This is a genomic window from Guptibacillus hwajinpoensis (genome assembly GCF_020524165.1).
In the GTDB taxonomy this organism is placed as follows: Bacteria; Bacillota; Bacilli; order Bacillales; family Guptibacillaceae; genus Guptibacillus; species Guptibacillus hwajinpoensis_D.
Genome location: NZ_JAIVKU010000004.1, coordinates 179,943 through 203,938 on the forward strand (window position 1 = coordinate 179,943; position 23,996 = coordinate 203,938).

Below are 23,996 nucleotides of genomic sequence, written 5' to 3' on the forward strand. Positions count from 1 at the left end.
GAGGGTGAAGCATGAGAATAAGAGTGAAAAGTGGGGACAGCCTTTGGAAATATAGTCGTGTTTTTCAAATACCACTCCGTCTTATTTTAGATAGTAACAATCTTGAAAATCCTGATCAGTTAATGATTGGAGAGCAAATTCAGATCCCTGGTTATGTAACAAAAAGTTATACCATTAAACAAGGGGATACATTGTGGAAAATAGCGGGTTGGTATGGAGCACCTTTAGACGGTGTTTTATTATTAAATGATAAAAACCCTTTTTCACTAAAGCCGGGTGAGAAAGTGAACATCCCCATTCGTGTCACGTGGTCACTGATAAATCCTAATCAAAGTTACGATTATGGGACGCTTGTTAATGATATCCGCAAAATACTTGGTGTCTACCCGTTTATTAAACAAGGGCTAATCGGTGAGACAGTGATGGGAAAACCAATTCCTGAATTAGTTGTAGGAACTGGTACGAAAAAAGTTCACATGAATGGCTCTTTTCACGCAAATGAGTGGTTAACAACAACATTAATCATGAAATTTGTCGATGATTATGCACGTGAATTAACAAGTAGTCAGCAGCTTAGTGGGGTCTATCTTCCTACTCTATATGAATCCACTTCTTTGTCACTCGTTCCAATGGTTAATCCAGATGGCGTTGATCTCGTGATTAACGGTTTACCTCAAGAGGAGCCATATCGCTCTTTAGCAAATGAAATTAACAATGGTAGTGACCAATTCAGTCGTTGGAAAGCGAACATTCGAGGCGTCGATTTAAATAATCAATACCCAGCTAAATGGGATATAGAAGCTGAACGTAAACCAACGAAGCCTTCTCCAAGAAATTACCCAGGAAAAGCACCACTAACTGAACCAGAAGCAATAGCCATTGCTGATTTAACTACAAGAAAGAATTTTGACAGAGCGCTAGCATTCCATTCACAGGGGGAAGTAATTTTTTGGGGATTTGAAGGACTTGAACCCCCCGAGTCCGAAATCCTTGTAACAGAATTTTCTCGATTAAGTGGCTACTTACCTATTCGGTATGTTGATAGTTTTGCAGGTTACAAGGATTGGTTTATTCAGGATTTTAGAAAACCGGGTTTCACCGTTGAAATTGGTAAAGGAGAGAATCCTTTACCAGTTAGCCAATTTAACCAGATATATCAAGATACGATAGGCATTTTTCTGTCTTCACTGTATATGTAGTGAGCTTGAATTCTAAGAGCTTTTTTGTCATAATAATAGTAATTTCATAATTTCTAAGACTAGGGGTGCCTTCATGTAAGGGAAGGCTGAGAAAAAGAAACCGTTATTTCTTTTACCCTTGAACCTGATCTGGTTGATACCAGCGTAGGGAAGTCGGTAGCGGTGTTTTTATACTACCCCCATTCCATACGCGGAATGGGGGTTTTTCACGTCCTAACGTCTTTTATCTCGTTTTTATAGAAATGTGAAGTAAGTCATAGCGATAATGGAGGAAGACAATCATGAAACAGTTTCAATTATATGTAATTACAGGAGAAGAATTTCATCCAGGTCGAGATGTAGTTGATGTAATGGAGGAAGCCATACGAGGTGGAGCAGACATTATTCAGCTACGCGATAAAACAAATTCAAAAAAAGTAGTGCTTGAAAAAGCACTCAAGTTAAGAGCGTTAACAAAAAAGTACAAGATCCCGTTCATTGTGAATGATCATATTGATATCGCGCTAGCTGTTGATGCAGATGGTATCCATTTAGGCCAAGATGATTTGCCTTTAGAAGAGGCAAGAAAGATCATAGGAGCTGATAAAATAATCGGAATTTCTACTCATCGTATCGAGGAAGCGCGTGCTGCAGAAAAAGGAGGAGCTGATTACATTGGTGCGGGTCCAATTTTTCCAACTAATAGTAAAAGCGATGTGGTAGACCCTGTTACGACTGAATATATCAAGGAAGTGATTTCTGAAATTTCCATTCCATTTGTAGCGATTGGAGGTATTAAACTGCACAATGTTTCTGACGTATTGCGTGCTGGCGCAAAACGTATTTGTGTGATTAGCGAAGTGGTAGGAAGTGATGATGTGAAAAGCACATGTGAACTATTCCAGCACGCGATTAATAGTGAGGTGATCGAGAAGTGAGGTTACAAATAAATGGCGAAGAGCACGATTTAAATGTCGTTACTTTGAAGGATGTCGTGAAGCATTTTGGTTTGCAAGAAGGACTGGTTGTAACAGAGGTGGATGAAGTCATCATTGATCGATCGGACTGGAACGATATGAAAGTGCATGATGGCATGAACATTGAACTTGTTCATTTTGTAGGAGGAGGTTGAAGCAATGATGAATGCACTCACAATAGCTGGAAAACAATTATCATCGAGACTTTTTCTCGGTACAGGAAGATACCCAAATCCCTTTGTTCAAAACAAGGCAATTGAGGCTTCCGGAGCGGAAGTTCTGACGTTCGCGATTCGAAGAGTGAATCTTTCAGCACCAGACGAAGATGCTATTCTTCAACATATAGAAAAACCTTTTCAATACTTACCGAATACTTCAGGAGCAACCTCAGCAGAAGAAGCGATTCGAATCGCTCGTTTAGCAAAAGCTTCCGGTTTAAGCGATTGGATTAAGATCGAGGTGAGCCAAGATGAAAAAACACTTATTCCTGATCCAATTGAAACACTAAAAGCAACGGAAATCTTAGCGAAGGAAGGGTTTGTGGTATTGCCATACACATCAGATGATCCTGCCCTTTGTTATCGATTACAGGAAGCTGGTGCTGCGGCAGTCATGCCAGGTGGGTCTCCAATTGGTAGTGGTCTAGGTATTTTAAATCCTTACAATATTGAACTGATTACGGAGCAGCTTACAGTACCTGTTATTGTAGATGCTGGTCTTGGAAGTGCTACTGACGTTACGCAAGCAATGGAACTTGGAGCGGACGGAGTATTGTTAAATACAGCGATAGCCAAAGCGAGAAATCCAGTAATGATGGCAGAGGCCGTTAAATATGCGATCCATGCAGGAAGGTTGTCGTATATGGCAGGGCGAATCCCTAAAAAGAAGTATGCAACAGCTAGTAGTCCAGTTCAAAACTAACGAAGGAGGGGGATCATGGCCAGAATCACAATTATTGGCGGCGGGGTGATTGGTTTATCCATCGCGTTTGAATGTCGTAAAAGAGGGCATGAGATTACTCTAGTAGAAGCGCAACAATGTGGTGGACAGGCTTCTGGTGCAGCTGCAGGAATGCTTGCTCCATATTCTGAAATCGAAGAAGACCCTGACGATTTTTTCCGGCTATGCCAAAGGAGTTTGCAGATTTTTCCTAAATGGCAAGAGGAGGTTAAACGTCATTCGGATATTGATTTTGAGTATAACGAAAGTGGCAGTCTGTATTGCATTTATCATGAAGCTGATCGCCTTTCTCTTGAAACAAAACAAGCATGGCAACAGAAATTTCATGTGAAATCGAAGCTCTTAACTGCAGAAGAAGTTAGGGAAAAAGAACCAGAACTTTCGGAAGACGTGGTTGCGGCATTATGGTGTCCAGAAGAGTCACATATTTATGCCCCTGGCTATGTGGCTGCGCTTTTACAAGCGTGCCACAATTTAGGAGTACGCATCATTGAAAATGCTGGAGAGGCGAAACTTGAGAATGGTTCTGTTGTGACGAAGGATGAACGAATAGAGAGTGAGGAGGTCGTCCTTGCAGCAGGAGCATGGTCAATGTATTGGGAAAACGAGCTTGGCTGTTCATTACCTATTTTTCCAATTCGTGGACAAATTTGTGCCTATGAAGCGCCGGTTTTAAATCACATTATCTTTACAAGTCAGGGTTACCTAGTGGCGAAAGCGAATGGTTCTGTAGTGGCTGGCGCCTCAGAGGATATAGCTGACTTCGATACAAACGTAACAGACCATGGAATTGGCCGTCTCGAAAAGTGGAGTAAGAAAGTGATGCCAGTCCTTGATAAGATGGAACCATTTCATAAATGGGCTGGTTTAAGACCTGCTACGCAGGATGGTTTTCCGCTTATTGGAAGGGTAGTGGAGAAACCAGGAATTATTTTGGCGACTGGACATTATCGAAACGGTATTTTGCTGAGTCCAATTACGGCAAAAATTGTTGCCGATGAGATCGATCAGATTCCCCAGCAAATCGCAATTGGCCAATTTAGACCTAATCGTTTTCAGTCTATTTAATAAGGAGAGGTTTTAATGTATAAAGCACTAACGATTGCTGGCTCAGATAGTGGAGGGGGGGCTGGTATTCAAGCAGATTTAAAAACATTTCAAGAACGCAATGTGTATGGGATGAGTGCGATTACAGCACTTACGTCTCAGAATACGGTTGGGGTACATCATGTATATCCCCAATCGATTGAAGCTGTACAGTCGCAGCTTGACGCTGTCCTTTCCGATATTGGAACGGACGCTGCTAAAACGGGTATGCTTTTTTCGAGTGAAATCATTCTTGCGGTTTCGAAAAAGATCAAAGAATATCAAGTTCCAAATCTTGTCATTGATCCTGTGATGATCGCAAAAGGTGGGGCTTCCCTTTTACAAAATGAAGCGATAGTGGCTATGAAAGAAAAGCTCTTTCCGCTCGGGGCCGTGATTACGCCGAATCTTCCTGAAGCAGCCGAGCTACTAAAGTGTGAAGCAATTACTTCTGTAAAGGAAATGGAGCAAGCGGCAAAAGCTCTACACGGAAGCGGTGCAAAAGCTGTCCTTATAAAAGGAGGGCATATGACGGATGATCACTCAATCGACGTTCTGTATGTAAATGACCGCTTCTATCATTATGAATCAAAGCGTATAGATACAAAACATACACATGGCACAGGCTGTACATTTTCTGCATGTATTGCAGCGGAGCTTGCAAAGGGGAAGTCTATTCCAGAAGCAATTTCGCTTGCAAAAGAATTCATTACAACTGCGATTAGACACGCTACTCCAATAGGAAAAGGAATTGGACCTACGAATCATGCTGCTTTTCGTCAAAAGCAGTCACCCATTTTGAAACCTTAACCCTGCCCTCGCAGGGTTTTTGTGTGTGATTAAGGTTACTTTTCGAATGAGGAGGGGAATAATACATAGACTAAGCAAGGAACTTTGAGAATGATGTTAACATGTGTTTGATAAAGCAATCCGATTTTCAAGAAAGGAAGTTCAATGAAAAAACTAATCGAAGTAGATCATGTATCAAATGAACGGGTTAGCAATGTTCAATTTTCATTAACGGAAGGCAGTTTAACAACAATTATCGGACCGTCAGGTGCAGGTAAGAGTAGTTTGTTACTTCTGCTAAATAGACTAGAAGATCCGGATAAGGGAGAAATCCACTTTAAAGGGAAAAAAATTAGTGATTTCCCTATATCGGAGCTGCGTCGAAACATTGGTATGGTATTTCAACAGGCTCATTTATTTGATGGAACGGTAGAAGATAATTTAAAATTTGGTCCTTCTCTTCAAAAAAAATGGGAGCCGAATGATGGTGTTAAGTTATTGGCGAAAGTACAGTTACCTGAAGAGTTTTTAACGAAAGAGGTGGAAAATTTATCTGGTGGCGAACAGCAGCGAGTGGCATTTGCAAGAACGCTTGCTAATAACCCTGAGGTATTATTGTTAGACGAGGTTACGAGCGCACTTGATATGCGGACGGTAGAGTTGATGGAAGAATTGTTACATAAGCTCGTGCAAGAAGAAGGGAAGACGATTTTAATGATTACACATGATCTTAAGCAAGCAAAAAGACTTGGAAGCTATACCCTTTTTATGAATGAAGGGAAGGTTGAAGAGCAAGGAGAAACATCTAGTTTGTTTCAACAACCGAAAACTGCTGCTTTAAAGCACTTTTTTGAAGGATAAGTTATGACAAACATATCGAACCTTTCTTTACTTACCATGATATTATTTGTCATGATACCTGTGTCGCTTTCCTATTTGTTCTCACTAGGGATTGGCAAGTCAGCTATTTGGTCTTCTATACGTGGCGTTGTTCAACTGTTTTTTATAGGGTATGTTCTCACATTTCTGTTTTCAATGCCAGATTGGCAGGGAATAGGCTTGTGGGTAGCTGTTATGCTTGTCATTGCTTCTCTTCAAGCAGCAAAAAGAGGAAAGGGAATACCGTACGCTTTTCTCCTATCACTCTCATCGCTTATTCTAATAGAAGTGTTTGTTTTGTCACTATGGATCGCATTTGATATTATTCCATTTCAATCTGAACAGGTTATCCCGATGAGCGGAATGATTATTGGTAATAGCATGGTGGCCACTGGTCTTGCATTTGAAAGAATGAAGAACGAATTTCATGACAGTAAAGGGAAAATCCTTGCTGCACTGTCACTCGGAGCGAATGCTTCACAGGCTTCCAAAATGATTATTAGGAAAACGATTCGCGCTGCAATGATTCCAAATGTTGATGGTTTAAAAACAATAGGACTTGTGCAATTACCTGGGATGATGACAGGACTAATTCTTGGAGGGGCTTCGCCGATTGAGGCCATTCGCTATCAGATTGTGATTTCAATTAGTATCTTTTCATCTGTATCGATTTGTGCGATGATTATTTCGTTAGTAACGTATCGGTTTTTCTTTAATCGGAAACTGCAGTTACTTGAAGGAAAGGGAGGAAGAAAATAATGGCGATTGTAGATGTTACCGTAATTCCAATTGGGACAGAAACACCAAGTGTTAGTAAGTATGTAGCCGATGTACAGGAGATTCTTGAATCCTTTTCGGATCGCATTACCTATCGTTTAACACCTATGAGTACCCTTATTGAAGGAGATATTTCTGATCTCCTTGATGTTGTTAAAGCGATCCATGAGGCGCCTTTTCAAGCTGGCATCGAGCGTGTAGCTACAAATTTACGAATTGATGATCGTCGAGATAAAAAAGTGAGAATGGATGATAAACTCGAATCAGTTAAAAGACATTTAAAATAAATGTTACGTGTATTGAACGTGTTTTGGTAGTATCAATGCCTTAAAATTGAGTATAAAAAAACAGCCGAAATGGCTGTTTTTTTTAGTGGCCTCCGCCGCCACCAGATCCGAAAAGAATATCGATCATTGTAGCAACAGTAAAGGCGCCGAATACAAGCACTGTTAATCCTGCAAAGGCAAGGCCCATAAAGTTTTTTTCACGAAGAGATCGAAAAACGCCCCAAACGCAAAATAAAGTAACGATTGCAAAAATAACTGCTAATCCCATTTGGAATACCTCCCTATCCATGCACTCTGTATCAGTATACCCGTAAAATGGCTGTTGCATGGTTGAATCGTAAATTTTTTTAACTTTCTGGTATGTACAATAAGTCCTTTCTTATTTTAACCGTTTTCTTTTCGTTTGTCGAGGTGTTATTCGCTCCATAATGTAAGTTCTATGTTGTAGGCTCGAGCGATACCCTCCATTAATTCAATGTGCATTCGATCAATAAAAAAGAGATTTTCATCCTTGCATATGAGGTGTTCCTCCATTTGCAAAAGTGCCATTTCTCTCTGCTGATTGTCTCCTTTATTGATCATAAAGTAAGAAATCATTTCTTTATAGAGATAGTGTTCGTTATTTTGAGAAGTAAATCCGTAGTCTGTAAATGAGCTCCTTAATTCCGAAGCTTGAGATAGATGAATAAGTGGGTAAAAACCTTCAAGTACATCTTTTGATTGATAATAGTTCTGAAGCGCGTTTGCTTCTTCTCGAGTAGATAGGATGACAAGCTGCTTATCTCGATCCAACACTTTTGCCATCTCAGCTGTTTTCTTGACTAGTTGTGCTATGAAACCAGGGAGTTTATGAACAGGTGGTTTCATCTCAACTCCAAACACGATATTCAATCGAAACATCTCCTTTTAATCCATCTTTTGTTTAGTGTAGAATAAGAAACATAATCTTTCAATGGAGGCGAACGTAATGAAATGGAAACAAATGGCTGTAGGCCCTGTGCAAGCAAACGCCGGAATCATCTGGAATGAAAGTAAGGAAGCCCTTCTCATTGATCCGGGAGCTGAAGGTGGACGGATTAAGAGAAAAGTGGAGAGCCTTGAAATAAAACCATTGGCTATTCTATTAACTCATGCTCATTTTGATCATATTGGTGCCGTTGATTTATTAAGAGAGACTTATAAGGTACCGGTCTATTTGCATACATACGAATCGAACTGGCTTTCAGACCCTTCTTTAAATGGTTCAAAACTTTTCCCGGTTGTTGAAAACATTTCAAGTAAGCCTGCTGATCATCTCTTTGAGGGAGAAGGGGATATGAAAATTGGTTCATTTGAATTTACAGTGTTTGAGACGCCGGGGCACTCACCAGGTAGCGTTTCGTTTTATTTTCAGAATGAGAATATTGTTTTTTCAGGTGACGCGCTTTTTGCAGGAAGTATAGGAAGAACAGATCTTCCAGGTGGAAATCAAAAACAATTGCTAAAGAGCATACATGATCGCCTTTTGGTCCTTCCTGAACATACCATCGTCGCGTCTGGACATGGGCCAACTACAACAATTGAAGCTGAGATGACTGAAAACCCATTTCTGAATGGCTTTTCTTTATAATCAATGTCATTAAAAAATATCATCATCAATGAAATCGAACGTAGTTCTGAAGAGTTCATTACTTTCGAGCGGTTTATGACGCTTTCGCTTTATCATCCAAAACTTGGTTATTATCAAAAGGATGTACCCAAAACCGGTATAAAAGGTGATTTCATTACCTCAACGAGTGTTCATGACGTTTATTCGCGCGTAATGGCCCGAGTCCTCATAAATGAGATACAGAGCAACGGGTATGCTCCGATCATTGTCGATGCGGGTTCTGGTGATGGAAAATTCATTTCTTCCTTTCTTGATGAAGTAAAATTCGTTGACCATCAATTTTATGAAAAGTTAACTTATTTTGTACTGGAATCCAGTCCTTATCACCAGCAATTAATTACAAATCGTACAAAGCAACATGATGTGGAGATCTTTCCTTCACTAACGTCAATGAAGAAAGTGCTCCCCAAGTTAAATGGGATACTATTCTCAAATGAATTGCTTGATGCGTTTCCTGTTCGTGTCATTGAAAAACAACATGAACTGGTTGAAGTATGTGTTGGTTTGGATGAGAATAATTGTTTTACAGAGGTATACAGGCCCTGTACAGACCCTGTAATTCTGAATTGGACTGCACGTCACCAGCTTCAAATTAGTGATGGTCAGAGGATCGAAATCCCACTTGCCATGGGAAAATGGTTGGATGAAGTTGGAAATTGGTTAGCTAATGGGAAAGTTATTACAGTAGATTACGGTTATACAAACGAAGAGTGGAAATCCCCAGAACGAAAAAGAGGCAGCCTTAGGGGATATAGAAATCATCAATTGATTGAGAACGTCTTACAGACCCCAGGGGAAATGGATATAACAACTCACGTTCACATTGATGCGATAAAAAACATAGGTTTGAGCCACGGAATGAAGTGGGTAAGCTGTATGCCTCAAGGAGAGTTTCTTTTAAAAGAGGGTTTACTTCAATTTCTTCAGCAAACTAGTCCTAATAATCCTTTTTCCAAAGAACACAAACAAAATCGGGCAATAAGGTGGCTTGCAGAGTCAAATCAATTTCTAGTAATGATCCAAGAAAAGCGCCAATAAAAAAAGACGATGTGTGAGCATCGTCTTTTTTCATTCCAATTAATGACCGCCTGATCCAGGCGTCATCATGAACACTGACCAGTAGGAAAAACCGACCATAAACAAAGTTAAGTATACACCAAAAATATACAAATAAGTACGTTCTGTTAAGTTTAAATAACTTAACGCTAAAAACATGCCGGCCTGGCCAAGGAACAGCAATCCCAATACAGGCATCTCACCAATGAAGCCCATGAGTGAGAAAATACCAGTCCAGAAAGCTAAAACTCGGTACATTCTAGGCATAAAAGTTCCTCCCTTGCTCGTTCATTCCCCATACATATCGTATTATATATGAGTTCTTGTGGAAAAGTAAATGCTAGTCTCATGGCAAAATAATGACTTTCCTTATTTAACCTTGAAAAGGGTTCCAATTTATTATCCCAAATCGTTCACAAAAATACAAATCTTTTTCTTGTACAATATTTGTTTAACTGTTGTATAATGTGGGTAAAGTTAGTTATCAACGGAAAACGAATCGGGGAGGATTTAAATTGGAAGATAAATTATTGTTTTATACGTACCCAAGCTGCACATCTTGTAGAAAAACAAAAGCATGGTTAAAAGAAAATGGTGTTGATTTTGAAGAGCGTCACCTATTCAAAGACACCCCTTCAATTGAAGAGCTAAAAGAAATTATTACATTATCCACTGATGGCATTGAAGAAATCCTTGCAAGAAGAAGTACCTCGTTCAAGAAACTAAATGTTGAAATCGACGATCTTACTCTTAGTGAAATGCTTGAGCTCATGCATAATGAACCAAAGTTATTAAGAAGACCAATTGTTACAAATGGAAAGAAATTAATTGTTGGTTATAACAAGTCGGGTTTACAAAATCTTAAGCAACGTAAAAAGAAACTTGCTGTCGTTTCTTAACTGGGCTAGCTGGATTCGAACCAGCGCATGACGGAATCAAAATCCGTTGCCTTACCGCTTGGCTATAGCCCATTAAATTCATGCACTAGTAGTATGATCGGTGACTTAAAAACTTATACTTATTTTTGTAAGAAGGATGGAATGTCCGGTCAATTAGTGGAATAAGATAACATCATAATCCATGTCACAGCGATATGCGGAAATGTTTCTGCGTATCGCTTTTTCTTATTGTCTTGTTAAAACAGTACGGGAAAAATCATATAAAATGAGTTATTCTAAAGTTAGTGGTAGAAAGTAGGTGATAAGCGCAGTGAAAACACTCATGATATTAGCAGTTTCAACCTTTCAAATGTTGATTATCGTCATGTTTTTTATCCGTATATTTTGGGTTCCATATGTAATGATCGGATATGCGCTTTCACTTGGTTGCTTGATTTATTTACTAGTAAAGGACCGAAGAAAAATGGAAAAGGAGGAACGAAATGATGATGATCGTAACTACTGATCATGTTGCAAACAAAACCATTAAAGAAGTCATTGGATATGTTAGGGGAAGTACTGTTCAATCGAAGCACGTCGGGAAGGATATCCTTGCAAGCCTTCGGACGATTGTAGGTGGCGAAATTACAGAATATACGGAAATGATGACAGAAGCTAGACAGAGGGCGATAGCGAGAATGGTAAAGGATGCTGAGGGTAAGGGGGCCAATGCAGTTGTGGCTTTCAGATTACAATCTTCAGCGGTTATGTCAAGCGCATCCGAAATTATCGCTTATGGAACTGCGGTGGTGATCGAGTAAATGGTCTGATGGGGGTGAGTTAGAATGTGGAAACAGCTTTTTGTCCAAACAGAACGAGGTAGATTTGAGGTGTTTGTAAAAGGGACTGGTCCACCTCTATGTGTGACGCACCTTTATTCTCAGTTTAATGCAAGCGGTGATTATTTCGCCGATGTGTTTACTAGAGAACACACTGTATATTTAGTGAATTTAAAAGAAGCAGGTAACTCTGATTCTGTGAGATCGCCTTATGAATTCTTTATGCTGGAAACAGTGTTTGATCTTGAAAGTATACGTGAAGCGCTTCAAATTAAAAGATGGATATTTGCAGGACACTCAACTGGAGGAATGCTTGGCTGTCTCTATGGGATTCATGCTTCTAATTCGCTCGACGCATTGTTGATTGTAGGGGCTGCTGCTAGGGAATATGCCACATCTTCTTCCGCTTGTATCTATCATGTTGAACACCCTCACTATAAGATGATGCAGCAGTTTATTGAACGGTTAAAAGATCCTTATCTCGAGGAAAATCAACGGCGAAAAATAGCTGAAGAGCGGACGAAACTTTCTCTTTATCGACCAGATCACTATAGCTCCTTTTTTTCAAAACCAATACATAAAAAGATGTCAGCAGCTAGAATGAATTTTTTCGCAAGAGAAATATTGCAGTTTGACGTAACCAAACAGTTGCCTGTCGTTAATACGCCTACTTTTATTGCTTGTGGGAGATATGATGTGCAATGTCCACTTCCTTTTTCCGAAGAAATGGCCAATTTTATTCCTCATGCACAATTAGTTATTTTTGAAGAAAGCAATCATTATCCATTCCTGGAAGAAAAGGAATTGTTCGAAGTAGTCATACAGGAGTTTCTAAAAACTAAATGTTTAAATTAAAAAAATCGATACTCAAAGAAGGATTTACCAGGAAACTGGCGAATCCTTTTCTTTACGATTTCAAAATCGTGAAAATTGACGGTAGGAAGGTGTGTTTTTGCTAAATATAGAAGAAAAGGGGAAAGACATTATTAAACAAGCGATGGAAGTAGGGGCATCAGATGTTCATTTTCATCCTAAGGAGAAAGGGGCATCCATTCAATTCCGAGTCGATAATCGCCTTTACGATGCACTATGGTTACCAATGGTCGTTGCTGAAAAGGTTTTGTCTCATTTTAAATTTCTGAGCGGAATGGACATTGGTGAAAAACGTCGTCCCCAAAATGGAGCCATGGATATGGTTCTTTACCCAAGAAAACTTCATCTCCGCCTTTCCACAATTCCCACTCCTTACCACGAAAGTCTCGTTATTCGCATATTGCCACAAGATGAAACTCACTCCTTTAAAGAACTTTTTCTTTTTCCCTCCATTGCAAACCGACTTCTTCAAATTGTTAGCTGTAATAGCGGTTTATTTATGATCACAGGTCCTACTGGATCAGGAAAAACGACAACGATGTACTCCTTATTGCAAACGTTAAGCGTAAAGCGACATCGACGCGTCCTCACAATCGAAGATCCGATCGAAAAAAGAAATCCGGATTTTATTCAAATGGAAGTGAATGAAAAGGCTGGACTTTCTTATTATGAGGGTTTTAAAGCCGGTTTAAGGCATGATCCTGATATTCTTGTCGTTGGAGAGATACGCGATGAACAAACGGCTCAACTCGCAATACGAGCTAGTATGACAGGCCATTTGGTTGTTTCCACACTTCATACGGGTAGTACTTTGGAATGTATTCCAAGATTACTCGAATTCGGTATCCCACTTCATAACATTACCCAGACCCTAAGAGGGGTTGCGACTCAGCGATTAGTGCCTTTAAAGTGTCCTTACTGTGATGTATGTTCTCTTGAATGTCTTAAACGGAGAACCCGTAGAAAACTCGCTGTTGTTGAAATCCTCGCTGGCCTACATCTTCAGAAAGCCCTCGATGATCCTGTGCTTTTAACCATACCAGGTCAAACCACCATTAAAGACTATATTCTTAGAGCTTATGCCCTTGGCTATATACAAAAAGAAACTGTTGAGAAGGAGTTGGGTTTATTTAATCGTGAAACGATCCAAATGGAAGCTTGATCGAAAAGCGGACTTTCTTTGTCGGATAGGGAAAATGCTTGAAGAGGGATACTCACTCTCGAAGTGTCTGGAAGTATACGCTCTATATCAAAATGATCATATCAGGTCAAATATTGAAATGATTATAGCAAGGTTAAAAGGTGGGGATTCTTTCCATGATGTACTCGCTGAGTTTCAGTTTCCTGGAGATATTTTATCTTACTTATACATGTCTGAACAGCGCGATTTTGCGACTGGCATATCTGCATCAGGACAGTTAATGAAAACGAGAAGTGAATGGCAAAAACGCTTGCGTAGTACGCTTGCTTACCCGATCTTTTTGTTTTGGATGACAGCCATCATGTTGTTTGTTGTAGGAAAATACCTCTTGCCCCAATTTAATGCCTTGTATTACACCCTTGATGTTCCTCTTCCTTTTATTTCGAGATTTTTTATGGAACTTGTTCGCTTTATGCCTGCTATTGTGATTGGTTGTGTTGTTATTGCAATTGCGCTTTATCTTTCAACATTAATGAAGAATAAAAAGATTTCTGCAGTAAAAAAAATGATGATTTATAGTAAGATCCCCTTCGTTCACCTCTTTATTCCTCTCTATCTCACGCATCATACTTCACTTCACTTAGGTCTTTTACTTCAAAGTGGTCTTTCCATTGCAGAGGCTTTTTCGCTGTTAACGAAGCAATCTCATTTCATTTTCTTTCAAGAAGAAGCGAAACGTGTATCTCTGTCGTTAATGCGCGGAGAGAAGTTAGAAGTATTATTTGATCGTACAAGTTTATATGTTCCTGAGTTCAAAGAAATTTTAATGCATGGGCAGGTAAGTGGCAATCTTGGAAAAGAGCTTATTCTATATGGGGAGGTGGTGGGAGAACGATTTGAGGAACTCGTGAAAAAAGGGTTTATGATTTTGCAACCTGTTAGTTTTGTCGGTGTTGGGCTTGTTGTCATGTTGATGTTTATGTCGATTCTTATGCCAATGTTTTATTACTTGCAAAATATTTAAGGGGGAAATGGTTGGTGAAATTAAGAAAATGGTTGCGACTAGTTAAACAAGAAAAAGGGTTTACGCTTATTGAAATGATGATTGTGATTATGATTATTTCAGTACTTCTTCTAATTGCAGTGCCAGGATTAACAAAAAATAACGATGTAGTTGAAGAAAAAAGTTGTGAGGCAACAATAAAAGTGGCTCAAACTCAGGTAGCGGCATACAAAGCAAACGAAAATAAACTTCCTGCTTCGATTGATGACCTAGTAGCAGATGAGTATCTTGACATGGAAGAAACGACATGTCCGGGTGGGGAGACGTTAACAATCACTGGTGGAAAAGTAGCATTAGCTACTAGTGAATAAAAAAATTCATTATTACCTAAATTCACTTGGCTATACCCTGATGGAAATGATGATGGTTCTTTCCGTTTTATCCCTTCTGTTGACTCTGGTTTTTCTCCATATTACACCTACGCAAAACGCTTCTTCGACAAGGCATTTCCTTGAAGATATTCAATCGGATCTCAGGTATACGCAGCAACTCGCTTATGTGAATGGCTCATCTTACCGTTTCTCTATTTCCCAAAGTAAAGGAACTTATAGCATTCAAAGTACTGCTTCTACGATTGTAAGAACAAATAAGATTCCAGAACATATCACGATCGATGAAGGAACGATGGGTTATCAAATTGTTTTTGGCGGTAATGGAAATGTTCAAAAAGCAGGAACACTTTATCTGAAGACGGGTAAGGAGGAATACAAGCTTGTGGTACAGGTGGGAGCAGGGCGCTTCTATATTAAAAAGTTGTAAAGGCTATTCTTTGCTTGATGCTTTAATAGCCCTTTCTATTCTAACTGTTTTATCTTCAAGTGTATTGCCGATATACAAGCACCTTTATGAAGAGCGAATAACGATCCTTAAGCGAAAACATGCCGTTATCCTTCTTGATGATTACTGGAATGATTTCGTTTTTAATCGCGCTTTACCACCTAAAGAAAAGATTGTTGAAGGTGTTGCTTTTTCCATTTTGGAAACACCAACTGAGTTGTGCGTCTCTTATCATGAACAGAAAAAGAATGACAACCTTATCTGTCGAAGTTTGCCTCATGAAGAATGAAAAGGGATTCACCTTACTTGAGCAGATGCTAACATTGACGGTCTTACTGGCCATTATTTGGATCATTCCTTTATTAATGAGCGCGGCTCTACAAGAGTCAAGGTCAGACTTTCAACAGGAAGAAGCAAGTTTGTTCTTTCACTTGTTTTCTAAAGAAATTCGAGAAGCCACTAATGTAGCGCATAGTAAAGGGAGTATAGAAGTAGTGAAAAGGGATGGAACGGTGGTTAAGTATGAAATGTATGGCTCTTCTATTCGCCGCCGCGTAAATAACACCGGTCATGAAATCGTCTTACAAGAAGTTCGGGGTTTTGTTATTGAAATTTCAGGCAGTAAAGTAATGATCGAGGTGGAGCTGAATAATGGAACCAAAGAAAAACAGGTTTGTTTTCAAATGTCTTGATCCATTAAATGAGCGGGGCTATATGACTGCCATGATGATGCTGATCAGTACACTTCTACTAGCATTCGTTTTTCATTTATGTCAGATCACAGTAAATGAACGCGCTTTTCTTGATCGTGAAGAGGAACAGTTCAAAAAGCAGTCCTTGCTCGTGCTGGGAATGAAAGATACAATTTCATATATACAGAAAACAGGTGCGAGAACGACTGAAAAGACATTTACTTATCAAGAAGGCACGGTTCATGCTGCAATTCAGTCTTTCCCCTCAGAAATTGTTCACATTACGTTAAGTGGAACAACGCGAAATGAAGCGCATATTTTTGCGGTGATCCAATACAATCAAACTTTGCAAGAAGTCGTAGAATGGAGTGAAGGATAAACATGAAAGCAATTTACTTAACAGGATTCATGGGTTCAGGGAAAACAACTGTCGCTGAAGCGTTATCGAAAGAGTTAACTCTTCCTGCGATTGATACGGATGAGCACATAACAAAAATGCAGGGAAAAACCATTTCAGCTATTTTTGAGGAGGATGGCGAGAAAGCATTTCGAGCTTATGAAACAGCTTCGCTCGAAAACCTACCGTCTGAAAATATTATTATTAGCACTGGCGGCGGCATTGTCTTAAACGAAAAAAATCGTTCTTATATGAAACGGAATGGTACATTGATTTACTTACATTGTGAACCTGATGAAATTGTGAAACGATTAGAACATGATACTTCAAGACCAATTCTTGCTGGAGGTAACAAACAGAATAAAGTGAAGACGCTCTTTGCTGAGCGACTTCCACTATACCGTGAAGCTGAATACGAAATCGAAACGACGAATCGTATAGTGAAAGACATTGTAGCGGAAATTTGTAGCTTAATTGGTTAAAATATTGAGTAAGTGGGCACCCTTAATGAGGAAGACCATTATAAAAGGGTGATCAAAATGTCATCAAATGATCTTGTGAAATATATGACGCAACAAGTTGTCTCATATATCGATCAGCCAAAAGAAGAAAGACAGCAGCAGCGTGCTGTAAAAAAGGCAAAGAAACAACCATTTTTGTTTCGGTGGTTTGGGATCATTCCAATGTCAGTAACCATGTTCATGAAGAAAAAGAAACGTGAAAGCTCGGACAGTTGAGTCCGAGCTTTTTTAAGTGGGATAGGGTTGTGATTCGATGCCGGGTACAAGGTGGAAAATGCCTCCATTAATGATTTCAGCAGTAATGGTTGGTTCATACTGTTTCCTTAAAGCCTCTTTTTCTACTTCATACCGTTGATCATTCGTATTACCCTGATAAAATTGGTCAAGAAGGTGCTGGTCCGATGCCCATCTCAACCTTGCTTCTTCTGCCCACTGTACATCTTCCTTTGCAAGCAGCATTTCAACGACTCCTTCAAGTCTTTTTAAGCCACTTTCAGGCTTAATGATAGGTGTTACTGTAAAAGCATAATCAGGGATTTTTGGGGTAAGTGCTTTTTTTAGTAGCAAGTTGTGAAAATCATCGACTACCGCTCCGCTAACAAGGTGGAGACCAAGTGAAAGAAGACGGTGTTTTTTTCTGTCACATTGGTACGAAATCTTTATATTAAGACCGAGCCACGGATGAAGAGGATATTGCTGTTGATAACTCGTTTGCACATCCTCATAAAGACGAATGGAGGAGGCGAGTTTTTTTGTGGATGAAAAAATTTGATGCAGTCTTGGTGCACCAAAATGAACAAACTCTCCATTTTCTTCAATATTTTGGTTGGTGATTAAAGTAAGTGTCATCGGTCGTGGCGTTCCACCGGTCTTTTCAAGATAGTGCCAATAAAAAGGTCGGTTCATTAATTCTTTATCAAGTTCAATGGTTAGTTGTACATTCAGGAGGCCAGGTTTTTCTTGTAGGATGCGACAGTCATTTGCAAGAAAGTATGAACGTAAATAGTTATGAATATTTTCTTGATGCATCTGAATCCTCCTTTTGATAATTAATAAGTTCTTTCATATTATCCATCTTAATCCGAATTTCACCCTCACTTTCAGAGTGAAGGAGAATATCAGAAATATGTTTTTCGATATCCCGCATGCCAAGTCGAGTTAAGATTTCATCTAATTGCCCTATGACACTTTCAAACAATTGGATTTTTTCATATAGCAGTGTAAGAATATGTTCTTCTACGGTATGTTTTGTAGCGAAATTATAAATGTGAACATCACCTTCTTGCCCCAGACGGTGAATTCGACCGATGCGCTGCTCAATCCTCATAGGATTCCAAGGAAGATCATAGTTAATCACGTGCTGACAAAATTGGAGGTTGATTCCTTCTCCGCCAGCTTCTGTAGCAATAAGGACTTTGGCATGGTTTTTAAATAGCTCTCTCATCCAATCTTTCTTTCCGCGTTTAAATCCCCCTCGAAACGGAACAGAAGTAATGCCGTGCTCTTTCAAAAACCATTGTAAATAGAGCTGCGTTGCTCGATATTCGGTAAAAATAATCACTTTTCCTTCAATCGATTGAATTAATTCAAGGGCTTTTTGAGCTTTTGAATTTGTTGAAACACCCTCAATCTTTTTAATTAAAGAATGGATAAAGGCTCGTGTGACTTCATCCAGAGCCTCTTTCTCAAGCATTTTTTTTAACGTCATATAAGCCGCTTCACGGCTTGAACAAATTTCCCTTAATAAGGTAATAATTGAAAATTGGCTTCGGGTAGAAATTGGCTCCTTTTTCAACGCTTCAACTGAACGATAAAGATCTTCTTCTTCAGGAGAGAAAGTAATAGGTATCGTTTTTACGATACGTTCTGGCCAATCCATTCCCGTATCTTCACGACGGTTTCTTACCATTACTTTCTGAATAAGAGTACGAAGTCTTTCTTCGTCTTCCGGATTTTTTTCTTTTCCTTTGTAATCCTTCTCAAAATTTTCAAAGCTACCCAAATGTCCGGGCTTTAGTAATGATACTAGGTTGAACACTTCATCAAGGCGGTTTTGGACAGGAGTAGCTGTTAAGAGAAGGCAGAATTTCTTAGGTAAATGTTGCACAAATTCATAGTTTTTCGTTCGACTGTTTTTTAACCGATGCGCTTCATCAATGATAACCATGTCATATTGCTGTTCATAAACAATTGACCGATGAGGTTCTCTTTTTGCTGTATCAATCGAAGAAACGACGACATCACACTGATCCCAAACATAGCTTTTCCTTTGGACGACAGCAGGAATATAAAATTTTGTATTTAACTCAATGGCCCATTGAGAAACTAACGAAGCTGGGACAAGAATAAGTACTTTTTTGACTAATCCGCGAATCATATATTCTTTAATAATGAGACCAGCTTCGATTGTCTTTCCGAGTCCAACTTCATCTGCTAGAATCGCTTTTCCGTTCATATCCTCAACAACTCGACGTGCTGCTTCGAGTTGATAAGGATGAGGGGTTAAATGAGGGAGGTGGGAAGGGGCTTGTAAGCCGGTAAACGATGGGATTGCGCGATGATTTTCAGCTTCAATGGCCAGTTTGAAAAGTTCCCAGTTAGCCCATGGTCCATCCTCATCTATTTGTTTGAGAAAGTGATTTGTCCACTCTTGATTGAATTGTAGTTCTGTCTTCAACATGAAAACCCTTTCTTTCAAAACTTTATTTACGAATGATATGTGGTTAATGTATAATATTGTTCGTGTTTATTATGTTAGTTGAAATACTCTTATTATTAAAAAGATTGTTGCCAACGCCACTATGGTAGTGGTAGGATTGAAATCGAAAGCATTAATAGTATGAATCAATCCGTATAATCCAATACCTTAAAACTGAAAATAGGCGAATGAAAGCAAGAGGAGAGACTGCTAAATGCAGCGCCGAAGGAGCAAGCAAATTTGTGAATCTCTCAGGCAAAAAGACTCTTGCTAGACGCACCTCTGGAGAGAGCTTCTAAAGCCGCCAAAGATGTAATTCTCGCACGATGCGAGGAGAAACTTTCAGGTCAAAAGGACAGAGAAAACGCGCTACTAATAGCGGGTTTCTCTGTCCTTTTTTCATGCTCTAAATCATTTGGTTTACATGGTTGGTTTTAGAAACGATGGTGTATGAGGTGAAATAGGTTGAAATGAATGTTTAGGAGGGAAAAACATGAGCGAATTATTGAAAACCCCGTTGTTTGAAACGTATAAGTCAATGGGTGCTAAAACGATTGACTTTGGTGGTTGGGCACTGCCCGTTCAATTTTCTAGTATTAAAGAGGAACATGAAGCTGTTAGAACGAGAGCAGGTTTATTTGATGTTTCTCATATGGGAGAAATCGATGTTAAAGGTGAACATGCGCTTGATTACCTTCAGAAAATGATGACAAATGATATTAGCAAACTTAAAGAAAATGGCGCTCAATATACCGCAATGTGTTATGAAGATGGTGGGACTGTAGATGACCTTCTTGTCTACAAGCATACTGAAGAGCATTACTTACTAGTCGTAAATGCTGCTAATACGGTAAAGGATTTTAACTGGCTGGAAAAACATCTCATTGATGGGGTTTCGCTAAGCAATGTTTCGAATGAGATGGCTCAATTAGCTATTCAGGGTCCGAAATCAGAAGTCGTTTTGCAACGTCTCACTGATACTGATCTTTCATCAATTGGCTTCTTTAAATTCCAAAATGATGTCTTGATTGCAGATGTTAAAACACTCGTTTCTCGGACGGGGTATACAGGCGAAGATGGTTTTGAGCTATATACCGCTTCAGAAGATGCTCCAGCGCTTTGGGAAGCTATCCTTTCTGCGGGAGAACCTGAAAATATTTTGCCGTGTGGTCTGGGGGCCCGTGATACTCTCCGCTTTGAAGCAAAGCTTGCGCTTTATGGACAAGAATTAACAAAGGATATCTCTCCCCTTGAAGCGGGTATCGGTTTTGCTGTTAAAACGAGTAAAGAGGCTAATTTTATTGGTAAATCTGCTCTCCTTCGTCAGCGTGAAAAAGGACTGGAGAGAAAGTTGGTTGGGATTGAAATGATCGGGCGAGGCATTCCACGGACGAACTATTCAGTTTATAAAGGTGATCAATTGATCGGTGTGGTGACAACAGGGACACAATCACCGACACTAAAGAAAAACGTTGGACTAGCGCTCATTAAAAAAGAGTATACAGAAATAGATACTGAGATTGATGTGGAAATTCGCAATAAGCGTGTACAAGCAAAGGTTATTCCGTCACCATTTTATAAACGTCAGAAATAACCGGATACTGAGGAGGAGAGAACTTATGAAACATCGCTACTTGCCAACAACTGACCAGGACAGGAAAGAAATGCTTGAAACGATAGGAGTGGACTCTGTTCAGGCTCTTTTTGAAGATATTCCAGAATCCATACGTTTTAAAGGCGATCTGAAAGTAGAGAAACAACTGTTTGAACCAGAATTGATACGTTACATGTCAAAGCTTGCATCAAAAAATGCTAATACTCTGGAAAATGCGTCTTTCCTTGGTGCAGGGGTATATGATCATGCGATTCCTTCTGTCGTTGACCATGTCATTCGTCGTTCTGAGTTTTATACGGCTTACACGCCATATCAACCTGAAATCTCTCAAGGTGAATTGCAAGCCATTTTTGAGTTTCAAACGATGATTAGTGAATTAACAGGTATGGACGTTGCGAACTCCTCCATGTACGATGGACCAACCGCTCTAGCAGAAGCGGGGCTGCTAAGTGCTGGACAAACTAAAAAGAAAAAAATCGTGGTATCAAAAACAGTTCATCCTGAAGCCCGTGCCGTCATTGAGACTTATGCAAAAGGTCAACGCTTAACGGTGGTTGAAGTTGATTCGAGCAATGGCGTTACTGATTTAGAGAAGCTAAAGCATGAAGTTGACGAACATACAGCATGCGTGATGGTGCAATATCCAAATTTCTTCGGCCAACTTGAACCATTACCTGAGATCGAAAAACTTGTACATGAGCAAAAAGCGATGTTTGTCGTTTCGAGTAACCCACTGGCACTAGGGCGCTTAACACCTCCTGGTGAGATGGGAGCGGATATTGTTGTAGGAGATTGTCAGCCATTTGGTATCCCTGCTCAATTTGGTGGGCCACACTGTGGCTATTTCGCAGTAACGAAAAAGCTGATGCGGAAAGTTCCAGGACGTTTGATTGGACAAACAACTGATGATAATGGACAGCGTGGTTTTGTACTTACGTTACAAGCAAGAGAACAGCATATTCGCAGGGATAAGGCGACGTCCAATATATGTTCAAATCAGGCACTTAATGCTCTAGCTTCCTCAGTTGCTATGAGTGCGCTCGGAAAGAAAGGCGTACGTAAAATGGCAGAGCAAAATATAAAAAAAGCTCATTATGCGAAAGCACGTCTTGAAGAAGCAGGTGTAGAGACTGTGTTTAATGGCGTCTATTTCAATGAATTTGTTATTAAAGTTAACGGTCCAATCAAGGAATTGAATCGCAAATTATTAACCAAAGGAATCATCGGCGGGTATGATCTTGGACGCGATTATCCTGAACTTAACAATCACATGCTTGTCGCAGTAACAGAAAATCGAACAAAAGCAGAAATTGATCTATTTGTAGAAGAAGTGGGGGGAGCTAAATGAGTAAGGACCAGGCATTAATATTTGAACTAAGTGAACCGGAGCGGATTTCATACAGTCTTCCTGAACTTGATGTTCCTGACATTGATTTAGATGAATGGTTACCTGAGGAATTCAATCGCAAAACTGAACCGGAGCTACCAGAAGTATCGGAGTTGCAGCTAATGCGTCATTATACCGCTTTATCGAAACGTAATCACGGGGTGGATTCTGGGTTTTACCCGCTTGGTTCATGTACGATGAAGTATAATCCGAAAATTAACGAAGATGTGGCAAGATATCCTGGTTTTGCATTTGTCCATCCGCTTCAAGAAGAGGAGACCGTTCAGGGTGCGCTAGAGATGATGTACAATCTTCAAGAAAACCTTGTCGCTGTTACAGGTATGGATGAAGTAACTCTCCAACCAGCAGCGGGTGCTCATGGCGAGTGGACCGGTTTAATGATGATTCGCGCTTATCATGAAGCGAATGGAGATTTTAATCGGACAAAAGTGATTGTTCCAGACTCTGCCCATGGGACGAACCCTGCATCTGCTACCGTAGCAGGATTTGAGGCAGTTACCGTTAAATCAAATGAAAAAGGTTTAGTTGATCTTGAAGATTTAAAGCGTGTTGTCAATCATGACACGGCAGCTCTTATGCTTACAAACCCGAATACACTTGGTCTATTTGAAGAGCAAATTACTGAGATGGCGACAATTATTCACGACGCTGGTGGAAAACTCTACTATGATGGTGCGAATATGAATGCTATTATGGGTGCAGCTAGACCAGGAGATATGGGCTTTGATGTGGTTCACTTAAATCTGCACAAAACCTTTACTGGACCACACGGTGGAGGGGGACCCGGTTCAGGACCTGTGGGAGTTAAATCAGATCTCATCCCATACCTTCCGAAACCAGTTCTTGTCAAAGAAAATGATAATTATCGTTTTGATTATGATCGTCCTCAATCGATTGGACGAGTGAAACCTTATTATGGAAACTTCGGAATAAACGTTCGTGCTTATACGTATATTCGTACAATGGGACCAGAAGGGCTAAAGCAAGTATCCGAAAACGCGGTTTTGAATGCAAATTATATGATGAGACGTCTTCAAGATGCTTTTGTTCTGCCGTATGAACAGCACTGCAAGCACGAATTCGTTATTTCTGGTAAGAAACAAAAGAAACTTGGTGTTCGAACGTTAGATATGGCCAAGCGTTTGCTTGATTTTGGGTATCACCCACCTACGATTTATTTCCCTATTAATGTCGAGGAGTGTATGATGATTGAACCGACAGAAACGGAGTCAAAGGAAACGCTTGATGAATTCTGTGATGTTCTACTTCAAATTGCTAAAGAAGCAGAAGATAACCCTGAAATTGTTCAGGAAGCTCCTCATACCACTGTCATTGGTCGATTGGATGAAACGACCGCTGCTAGAAAACCAATATTACGATACCAAAAGGCGTAACCTACCTCTCGTATCAGCATAATTAAATACTTTTCGAAAATAAAAAAGCAGCTGCCATGCAGC

The 23,996-nt window shown here is 39.8% G+C and carries 32 protein-coding genes, 1 tRNA gene and 2 riboswitches; of the genes, 27 read left to right on the forward strand and 6 right to left on the reverse strand.

Annotated elements, in window-relative coordinates:
* Window positions 1-11: 11 nt before the first annotated feature.
* From LC090_RS07925 to LC090_RS07965, 9 genes are all read left to right on the forward strand, one after another.
* Entirely contained in the window at window positions 12-1,199 is a 1,188-nt protein-coding gene (locus LC090_RS07925) for a M14 family metallopeptidase (protein WP_226656938.1), read from the forward strand.
* Window positions 1,200-1,250: 51 nt separating this feature from the next.
* Window positions 1,251-1,367: riboswitch (TPP riboswitch) on the forward strand.
* A 113-nt stretch (window positions 1,368-1,480) separates the two neighbouring features.
* The gene (gene thiE / locus LC090_RS07930) at window positions 1,481-2,116 is read left to right on the forward strand and encodes a thiamine phosphate synthase (protein WP_226656940.1); all 636 of its coding nucleotides are present in this window, start codon (window positions 1,481-1,483) and stop codon (window positions 2,114-2,116) included.
* Window positions 2,113-2,310, forward strand: coding sequence for a sulfur carrier protein ThiS (gene thiS / locus LC090_RS07935; protein ID WP_226656942.1), 198 nt, complete (start codon window positions 2,113-2,115; stop codon window positions 2,308-2,310). Before thiE ends, thiS begins: the two co-directional genes overlap by 4 nt.
* 4 nt (window positions 2,311-2,314) lie before the next feature.
* Window positions 2,315-3,076: a thiazole synthase gene (locus LC090_RS07940; protein WP_305076520.1), complete on the forward strand. Its 762-nt coding sequence runs from the start codon at window positions 2,315-2,317 to the stop codon at window positions 3,074-3,076.
* A gap of 15 nt (window positions 3,077-3,091) precedes the next feature.
* On the forward strand, window positions 3,092-4,183 hold the full coding sequence (gene thiO, locus LC090_RS07945) for a glycine oxidase ThiO (RefSeq protein ID WP_255648061.1): 1,092 nt from the start codon (window positions 3,092-3,094) through the stop codon (window positions 4,181-4,183).
* A 15-nt stretch (window positions 4,184-4,198) separates the two neighbouring features.
* Complete coding sequence (gene thiD / locus LC090_RS07950; protein ID WP_226656944.1) at window positions 4,199-5,011, forward strand: bifunctional hydroxymethylpyrimidine kinase/phosphomethylpyrimidine kinase; 813 nt, start codon at window positions 4,199-4,201, stop codon at window positions 5,009-5,011.
* A gap of 144 nt (window positions 5,012-5,155) precedes the next feature.
* On the forward strand, window positions 5,156-5,851 hold the full coding sequence (locus LC090_RS07955) for an ABC transporter ATP-binding protein (RefSeq protein WP_226656946.1): 696 nt from the start codon (window positions 5,156-5,158) through the stop codon (window positions 5,849-5,851).
* A gap of 3 nt (window positions 5,852-5,854) precedes the next feature.
* Complete coding sequence (locus LC090_RS07960) at window positions 5,855-6,628, forward strand: ABC transporter permease (RefSeq protein ID WP_226656948.1); 774 nt, start codon at window positions 5,855-5,857, stop codon at window positions 6,626-6,628.
* On the forward strand, window positions 6,628-6,933 hold the full coding sequence (locus tag LC090_RS07965; RefSeq protein WP_226656950.1) for an MTH1187 family thiamine-binding protein: 306 nt from the start codon (window positions 6,628-6,630) through the stop codon (window positions 6,931-6,933). The genes LC090_RS07960 and LC090_RS07965 overlap by 1 nt, the downstream gene beginning before the upstream one ends.
* A gap of 82 nt (window positions 6,934-7,015) precedes the next feature.
* On the opposite strand, the gene LC090_RS07970 is transcribed toward LC090_RS07965, so the two are convergent.
* Window positions 7,016-7,201: a DUF2759 domain-containing protein gene (locus LC090_RS07970; RefSeq protein ID WP_224591960.1), complete on the reverse strand. Its 186-nt coding sequence runs from the start codon at window positions 7,199-7,201 to the stop codon at window positions 7,016-7,018.
* 146 nt (window positions 7,202-7,347) lie between these two features.
* Window positions 7,348-7,824: a hypothetical protein gene (locus LC090_RS07975; protein ID WP_226656952.1), complete on the reverse strand. Its 477-nt coding sequence runs from the start codon at window positions 7,822-7,824 to the stop codon at window positions 7,348-7,350.
* A gap of 76 nt (window positions 7,825-7,900) precedes the next feature.
* On the opposite strand from LC090_RS07975, the gene LC090_RS07980 reads away from it, so the two are divergent.
* Window positions 7,901-8,542: an MBL fold metallo-hydrolase gene (locus LC090_RS07980; protein ID WP_226656954.1), complete on the forward strand. Its 642-nt coding sequence runs from the start codon at window positions 7,901-7,903 to the stop codon at window positions 8,540-8,542.
* A 3-nt stretch (window positions 8,543-8,545) separates the two neighbouring features.
* Window positions 8,546-9,619, forward strand: coding sequence for an SAM-dependent methyltransferase (locus LC090_RS07985; protein ID WP_226656956.1), 1,074 nt, complete (start codon window positions 8,546-8,548; stop codon window positions 9,617-9,619).
* Window positions 9,620-9,658: 39 nt separating this feature from the next.
* On the opposite strand, the gene LC090_RS07990 is transcribed toward LC090_RS07985, so the two are convergent.
* Entirely contained in the window at window positions 9,659-9,904 is a 246-nt protein-coding gene (locus tag LC090_RS07990) for a DUF2626 domain-containing protein (RefSeq protein WP_224591974.1), read from the reverse strand.
* A 248-nt stretch (window positions 9,905-10,152) separates the two neighbouring features.
* On the opposite strand from LC090_RS07990, the gene LC090_RS07995 reads away from it, so the two are divergent.
* Window positions 10,153-10,536: a Spx/MgsR family RNA polymerase-binding regulatory protein gene (locus LC090_RS07995; RefSeq protein WP_226656958.1), complete on the forward strand. Its 384-nt coding sequence runs from the start codon at window positions 10,153-10,155 to the stop codon at window positions 10,534-10,536.
* On the opposite strand, the gene LC090_RS08000 is transcribed toward LC090_RS07995, so the two are convergent.
* Window positions 10,537-10,608: transfer RNA gene (locus LC090_RS08000), tRNA-Gln, on the reverse strand.
* Window positions 10,609-10,846: 238 nt separating this feature from the next.
* Here LC090_RS08000 and LC090_RS08005 point away from each other — a divergent pair.
* From LC090_RS08005 to LC090_RS08060, 12 genes are all read left to right on the forward strand, one after another.
* Entirely contained in the window at window positions 10,847-11,041 is a 195-nt protein-coding gene (locus LC090_RS08005; protein WP_226656960.1) for a hypothetical protein, read from the forward strand.
* Window positions 11,022-11,336, forward strand: a complete 315-nt coding sequence (locus LC090_RS08010; RefSeq protein WP_226658417.1) for a YbjQ family protein — start codon at window positions 11,022-11,024, stop codon at window positions 11,334-11,336. Before LC090_RS08005 ends, LC090_RS08010 begins: the two co-directional genes overlap by 20 nt.
* A gap of 24 nt (window positions 11,337-11,360) precedes the next feature.
* A complete protein-coding gene (locus LC090_RS08015) occupies window positions 11,361-12,209 on the forward strand; it encodes an alpha/beta fold hydrolase (protein WP_226656962.1) in 849 nt (282 codons plus the stop codon).
* A 97-nt stretch (window positions 12,210-12,306) separates the two neighbouring features.
* The gene (gene comGA, locus LC090_RS08020) at window positions 12,307-13,389 is read left to right on the forward strand and encodes a competence type IV pilus ATPase ComGA (RefSeq protein WP_226656964.1); all 1,083 of its coding nucleotides are present in this window, start codon (window positions 12,307-12,309) and stop codon (window positions 13,387-13,389) included.
* A complete protein-coding gene (comGB, locus tag LC090_RS08025; protein WP_226656967.1) occupies window positions 13,364-14,392 on the forward strand; it encodes a competence type IV pilus assembly protein ComGB in 1,029 nt (342 codons plus the stop codon). The genes comGA and comGB overlap by 26 nt, the downstream gene beginning before the upstream one ends.
* Before the next feature lie 14 nt (window positions 14,393-14,406).
* Window positions 14,407-14,742: a competence type IV pilus major pilin ComGC gene (comGC, locus tag LC090_RS08030; RefSeq protein ID WP_226656969.1), complete on the forward strand. Its 336-nt coding sequence runs from the start codon at window positions 14,407-14,409 to the stop codon at window positions 14,740-14,742.
* Entirely contained in the window at window positions 14,735-15,190 is a 456-nt protein-coding gene (comGD, locus tag LC090_RS08035) for a competence type IV pilus minor pilin ComGD (protein ID WP_226656971.1), read from the forward strand. Before comGC ends, comGD begins: the two co-directional genes overlap by 8 nt.
* Window positions 15,144-15,497 (forward strand): hypothetical protein, encoded by a 354-nt coding sequence (locus LC090_RS08040; RefSeq protein WP_226656973.1) that lies wholly within the window; start codon window positions 15,144-15,146, stop codon window positions 15,495-15,497. The genes comGD and LC090_RS08040 overlap by 47 nt, the downstream gene beginning before the upstream one ends.
* A complete protein-coding gene (gene comGF, locus LC090_RS08045; protein ID WP_226656975.1) occupies window positions 15,487-15,900 on the forward strand; it encodes a competence type IV pilus minor pilin ComGF in 414 nt (137 codons plus the stop codon). Before LC090_RS08040 ends, comGF begins: the two co-directional genes overlap by 11 nt.
* Window positions 15,860-16,279, forward strand: a complete 420-nt coding sequence (gene comGG / locus LC090_RS08050) for a competence type IV pilus minor pilin ComGG (RefSeq protein WP_226656977.1) — start codon at window positions 15,860-15,862, stop codon at window positions 16,277-16,279. Before comGF ends, comGG begins: the two co-directional genes overlap by 41 nt.
* A gap of 2 nt (window positions 16,280-16,281) precedes the next feature.
* Window positions 16,282-16,779, forward strand: coding sequence for a shikimate kinase (locus LC090_RS08055; protein WP_226656979.1), 498 nt, complete (start codon window positions 16,282-16,284; stop codon window positions 16,777-16,779).
* Between the two features lie 57 nt (window positions 16,780-16,836).
* The gene (locus LC090_RS08060) at window positions 16,837-17,034 is read left to right on the forward strand and encodes a YqzE family protein (protein ID WP_226656980.1); all 198 of its coding nucleotides are present in this window, start codon (window positions 16,837-16,839) and stop codon (window positions 17,032-17,034) included.
* A gap of 12 nt (window positions 17,035-17,046) precedes the next feature.
* Here LC090_RS08060 and LC090_RS08065 read toward each other — a convergent pair whose 3' ends face one another.
* Both LC090_RS08065 and LC090_RS08070 read right to left on the reverse strand, forming a co-directional pair.
* Window positions 17,047-17,847 (reverse strand): YqhG family protein, encoded by an 801-nt coding sequence (locus tag LC090_RS08065; RefSeq protein WP_226656982.1) that lies wholly within the window; start codon window positions 17,845-17,847, stop codon window positions 17,047-17,049.
* Window positions 17,825-19,495, reverse strand: coding sequence for a DEAD/DEAH box helicase (locus tag LC090_RS08070; protein WP_425590656.1), 1,671 nt, complete (start codon window positions 19,493-19,495; stop codon window positions 17,825-17,827). The genes LC090_RS08065 and LC090_RS08070 overlap by 23 nt, the downstream gene beginning before the upstream one ends.
* Window positions 19,496-19,704: 209 nt before the next feature.
* A riboswitch (glycine riboswitch) is annotated at window positions 19,705-19,793 on the forward strand.
* Between the two features lie 216 nt (window positions 19,794-20,009).
* Between LC090_RS08070 and gcvT the strand changes: the two genes are divergently transcribed.
* Genes gcvT through gcvPB form a run of 3 tightly spaced genes read left to right on the forward strand, consistent with a single transcriptional unit; the run spans window position 20,010 to window position 23,933 of the window.
* Complete coding sequence (gene gcvT / locus LC090_RS08075; RefSeq protein ID WP_226656987.1) at window positions 20,010-21,110, forward strand: glycine cleavage system aminomethyltransferase GcvT; 1,101 nt, start codon at window positions 20,010-20,012, stop codon at window positions 21,108-21,110.
* A 25-nt stretch (window positions 21,111-21,135) separates the two neighbouring features.
* Entirely contained in the window at window positions 21,136-22,479 is a 1,344-nt protein-coding gene (gene gcvPA, locus LC090_RS08080; RefSeq protein WP_226656989.1) for an aminomethyl-transferring glycine dehydrogenase subunit GcvPA, read from the forward strand.
* Window positions 22,476-23,933 carry an aminomethyl-transferring glycine dehydrogenase subunit GcvPB gene (gcvPB, locus tag LC090_RS08085; protein ID WP_226656991.1) on the forward strand — a complete coding sequence of 486 codons (1,458 nt, stop codon included), beginning with the start codon at window positions 22,476-22,478 and terminating at the stop codon, window positions 23,931-23,933. Before gcvPA ends, gcvPB begins: the two co-directional genes overlap by 4 nt.
* Window positions 23,934-23,996 lie beyond the last annotated feature (63 nt).

What these genes read in the sequence shown, in the direction of transcription:
- LC090_RS07925 (WP_226656938.1), top strand. Translation starts at nt 12, where the DNA reads ATGAGAATAAGAGTGAAAAGTGGGGACAGCCTTTGGAAATATAGTCGT.
- thiE (WP_226656940.1), top strand. Translation starts at nt 1,481, where the DNA reads ATGAAACAGTTTCAATTATATGTAATTACAGGAGAAGAATTTCATCCA.
- LC090_RS07940 (WP_305076520.1), top strand. Translation starts at nt 2,315, where the DNA reads ATGATGAATGCACTCACAATAGCTGGAAAACAATTATCATCGAGACTT.
- thiO (WP_255648061.1), top strand. Translation starts at nt 3,092, where the DNA reads ATGGCCAGAATCACAATTATTGGCGGCGGGGTGATTGGTTTATCCATC.
- thiD (WP_226656944.1), top strand. Translation starts at nt 4,199, where the DNA reads ATGTATAAAGCACTAACGATTGCTGGCTCAGATAGTGGAGGGGGGGCT.
- LC090_RS07955 (WP_226656946.1), top strand. Translation starts at nt 5,156, where the DNA reads ATGAAAAAACTAATCGAAGTAGATCATGTATCAAATGAACGGGTTAGC.
- LC090_RS07960 (WP_226656948.1), top strand. Translation starts at nt 5,855, where the DNA reads ATGACAAACATATCGAACCTTTCTTTACTTACCATGATATTATTTGTC.
- LC090_RS07965 (WP_226656950.1), top strand. Translation starts at nt 6,628, where the DNA reads ATGGCGATTGTAGATGTTACCGTAATTCCAATTGGGACAGAAACACCA.
- LC090_RS07970 (WP_224591960.1), bottom strand. Translation starts at nt 7,201, where the DNA reads ATGGGATTAGCAGTTATTTTTGCAATCGTTACTTTATTTTGCGTTTGG.
- LC090_RS07980 (WP_226656954.1), top strand. Translation starts at nt 7,901, where the DNA reads ATGAAATGGAAACAAATGGCTGTAGGCCCTGTGCAAGCAAACGCCGGA.
- LC090_RS07985 (WP_226656956.1), top strand. Translation starts at nt 8,546, where the DNA reads ATGTCATTAAAAAATATCATCATCAATGAAATCGAACGTAGTTCTGAA.
- LC090_RS07990 (WP_224591974.1), bottom strand. Translation starts at nt 9,904, where the DNA reads ATGCCTAGAATGTACCGAGTTTTAGCTTTCTGGACTGGTATTTTCTCA.
- LC090_RS08010 (WP_226658417.1), top strand. Translation starts at nt 11,022, where the DNA reads ATGATGATCGTAACTACTGATCATGTTGCAAACAAAACCATTAAAGAA.
- LC090_RS08015 (WP_226656962.1), top strand. Translation starts at nt 11,361, where the DNA reads ATGTGGAAACAGCTTTTTGTCCAAACAGAACGAGGTAGATTTGAGGTG.
- comGF (WP_226656975.1), top strand. Translation starts at nt 15,487, where the DNA reads ATGAAGAATGAAAAGGGATTCACCTTACTTGAGCAGATGCTAACATTG.
- comGG (WP_226656977.1), top strand. Translation starts at nt 15,860, where the DNA reads ATGGAACCAAAGAAAAACAGGTTTGTTTTCAAATGTCTTGATCCATTA.
- LC090_RS08055 (WP_226656979.1), top strand. Translation starts at nt 16,282, where the DNA reads ATGAAAGCAATTTACTTAACAGGATTCATGGGTTCAGGGAAAACAACT.
- LC090_RS08060 (WP_226656980.1), top strand. Translation starts at nt 16,837, where the DNA reads ATGTCATCAAATGATCTTGTGAAATATATGACGCAACAAGTTGTCTCA.
- LC090_RS08065 (WP_226656982.1), bottom strand. Translation starts at nt 17,847, where the DNA reads ATGCATCAAGAAAATATTCATAACTATTTACGTTCATACTTTCTTGCA.
- gcvT (WP_226656987.1), top strand. Translation starts at nt 20,010, where the DNA reads ATGAGCGAATTATTGAAAACCCCGTTGTTTGAAACGTATAAGTCAATG.
- gcvPA (WP_226656989.1), top strand. Translation starts at nt 21,136, where the DNA reads ATGAAACATCGCTACTTGCCAACAACTGACCAGGACAGGAAAGAAATG.
- gcvPB (WP_226656991.1), top strand. Translation starts at nt 22,476, where the DNA reads ATGAGTAAGGACCAGGCATTAATATTTGAACTAAGTGAACCGGAGCGG.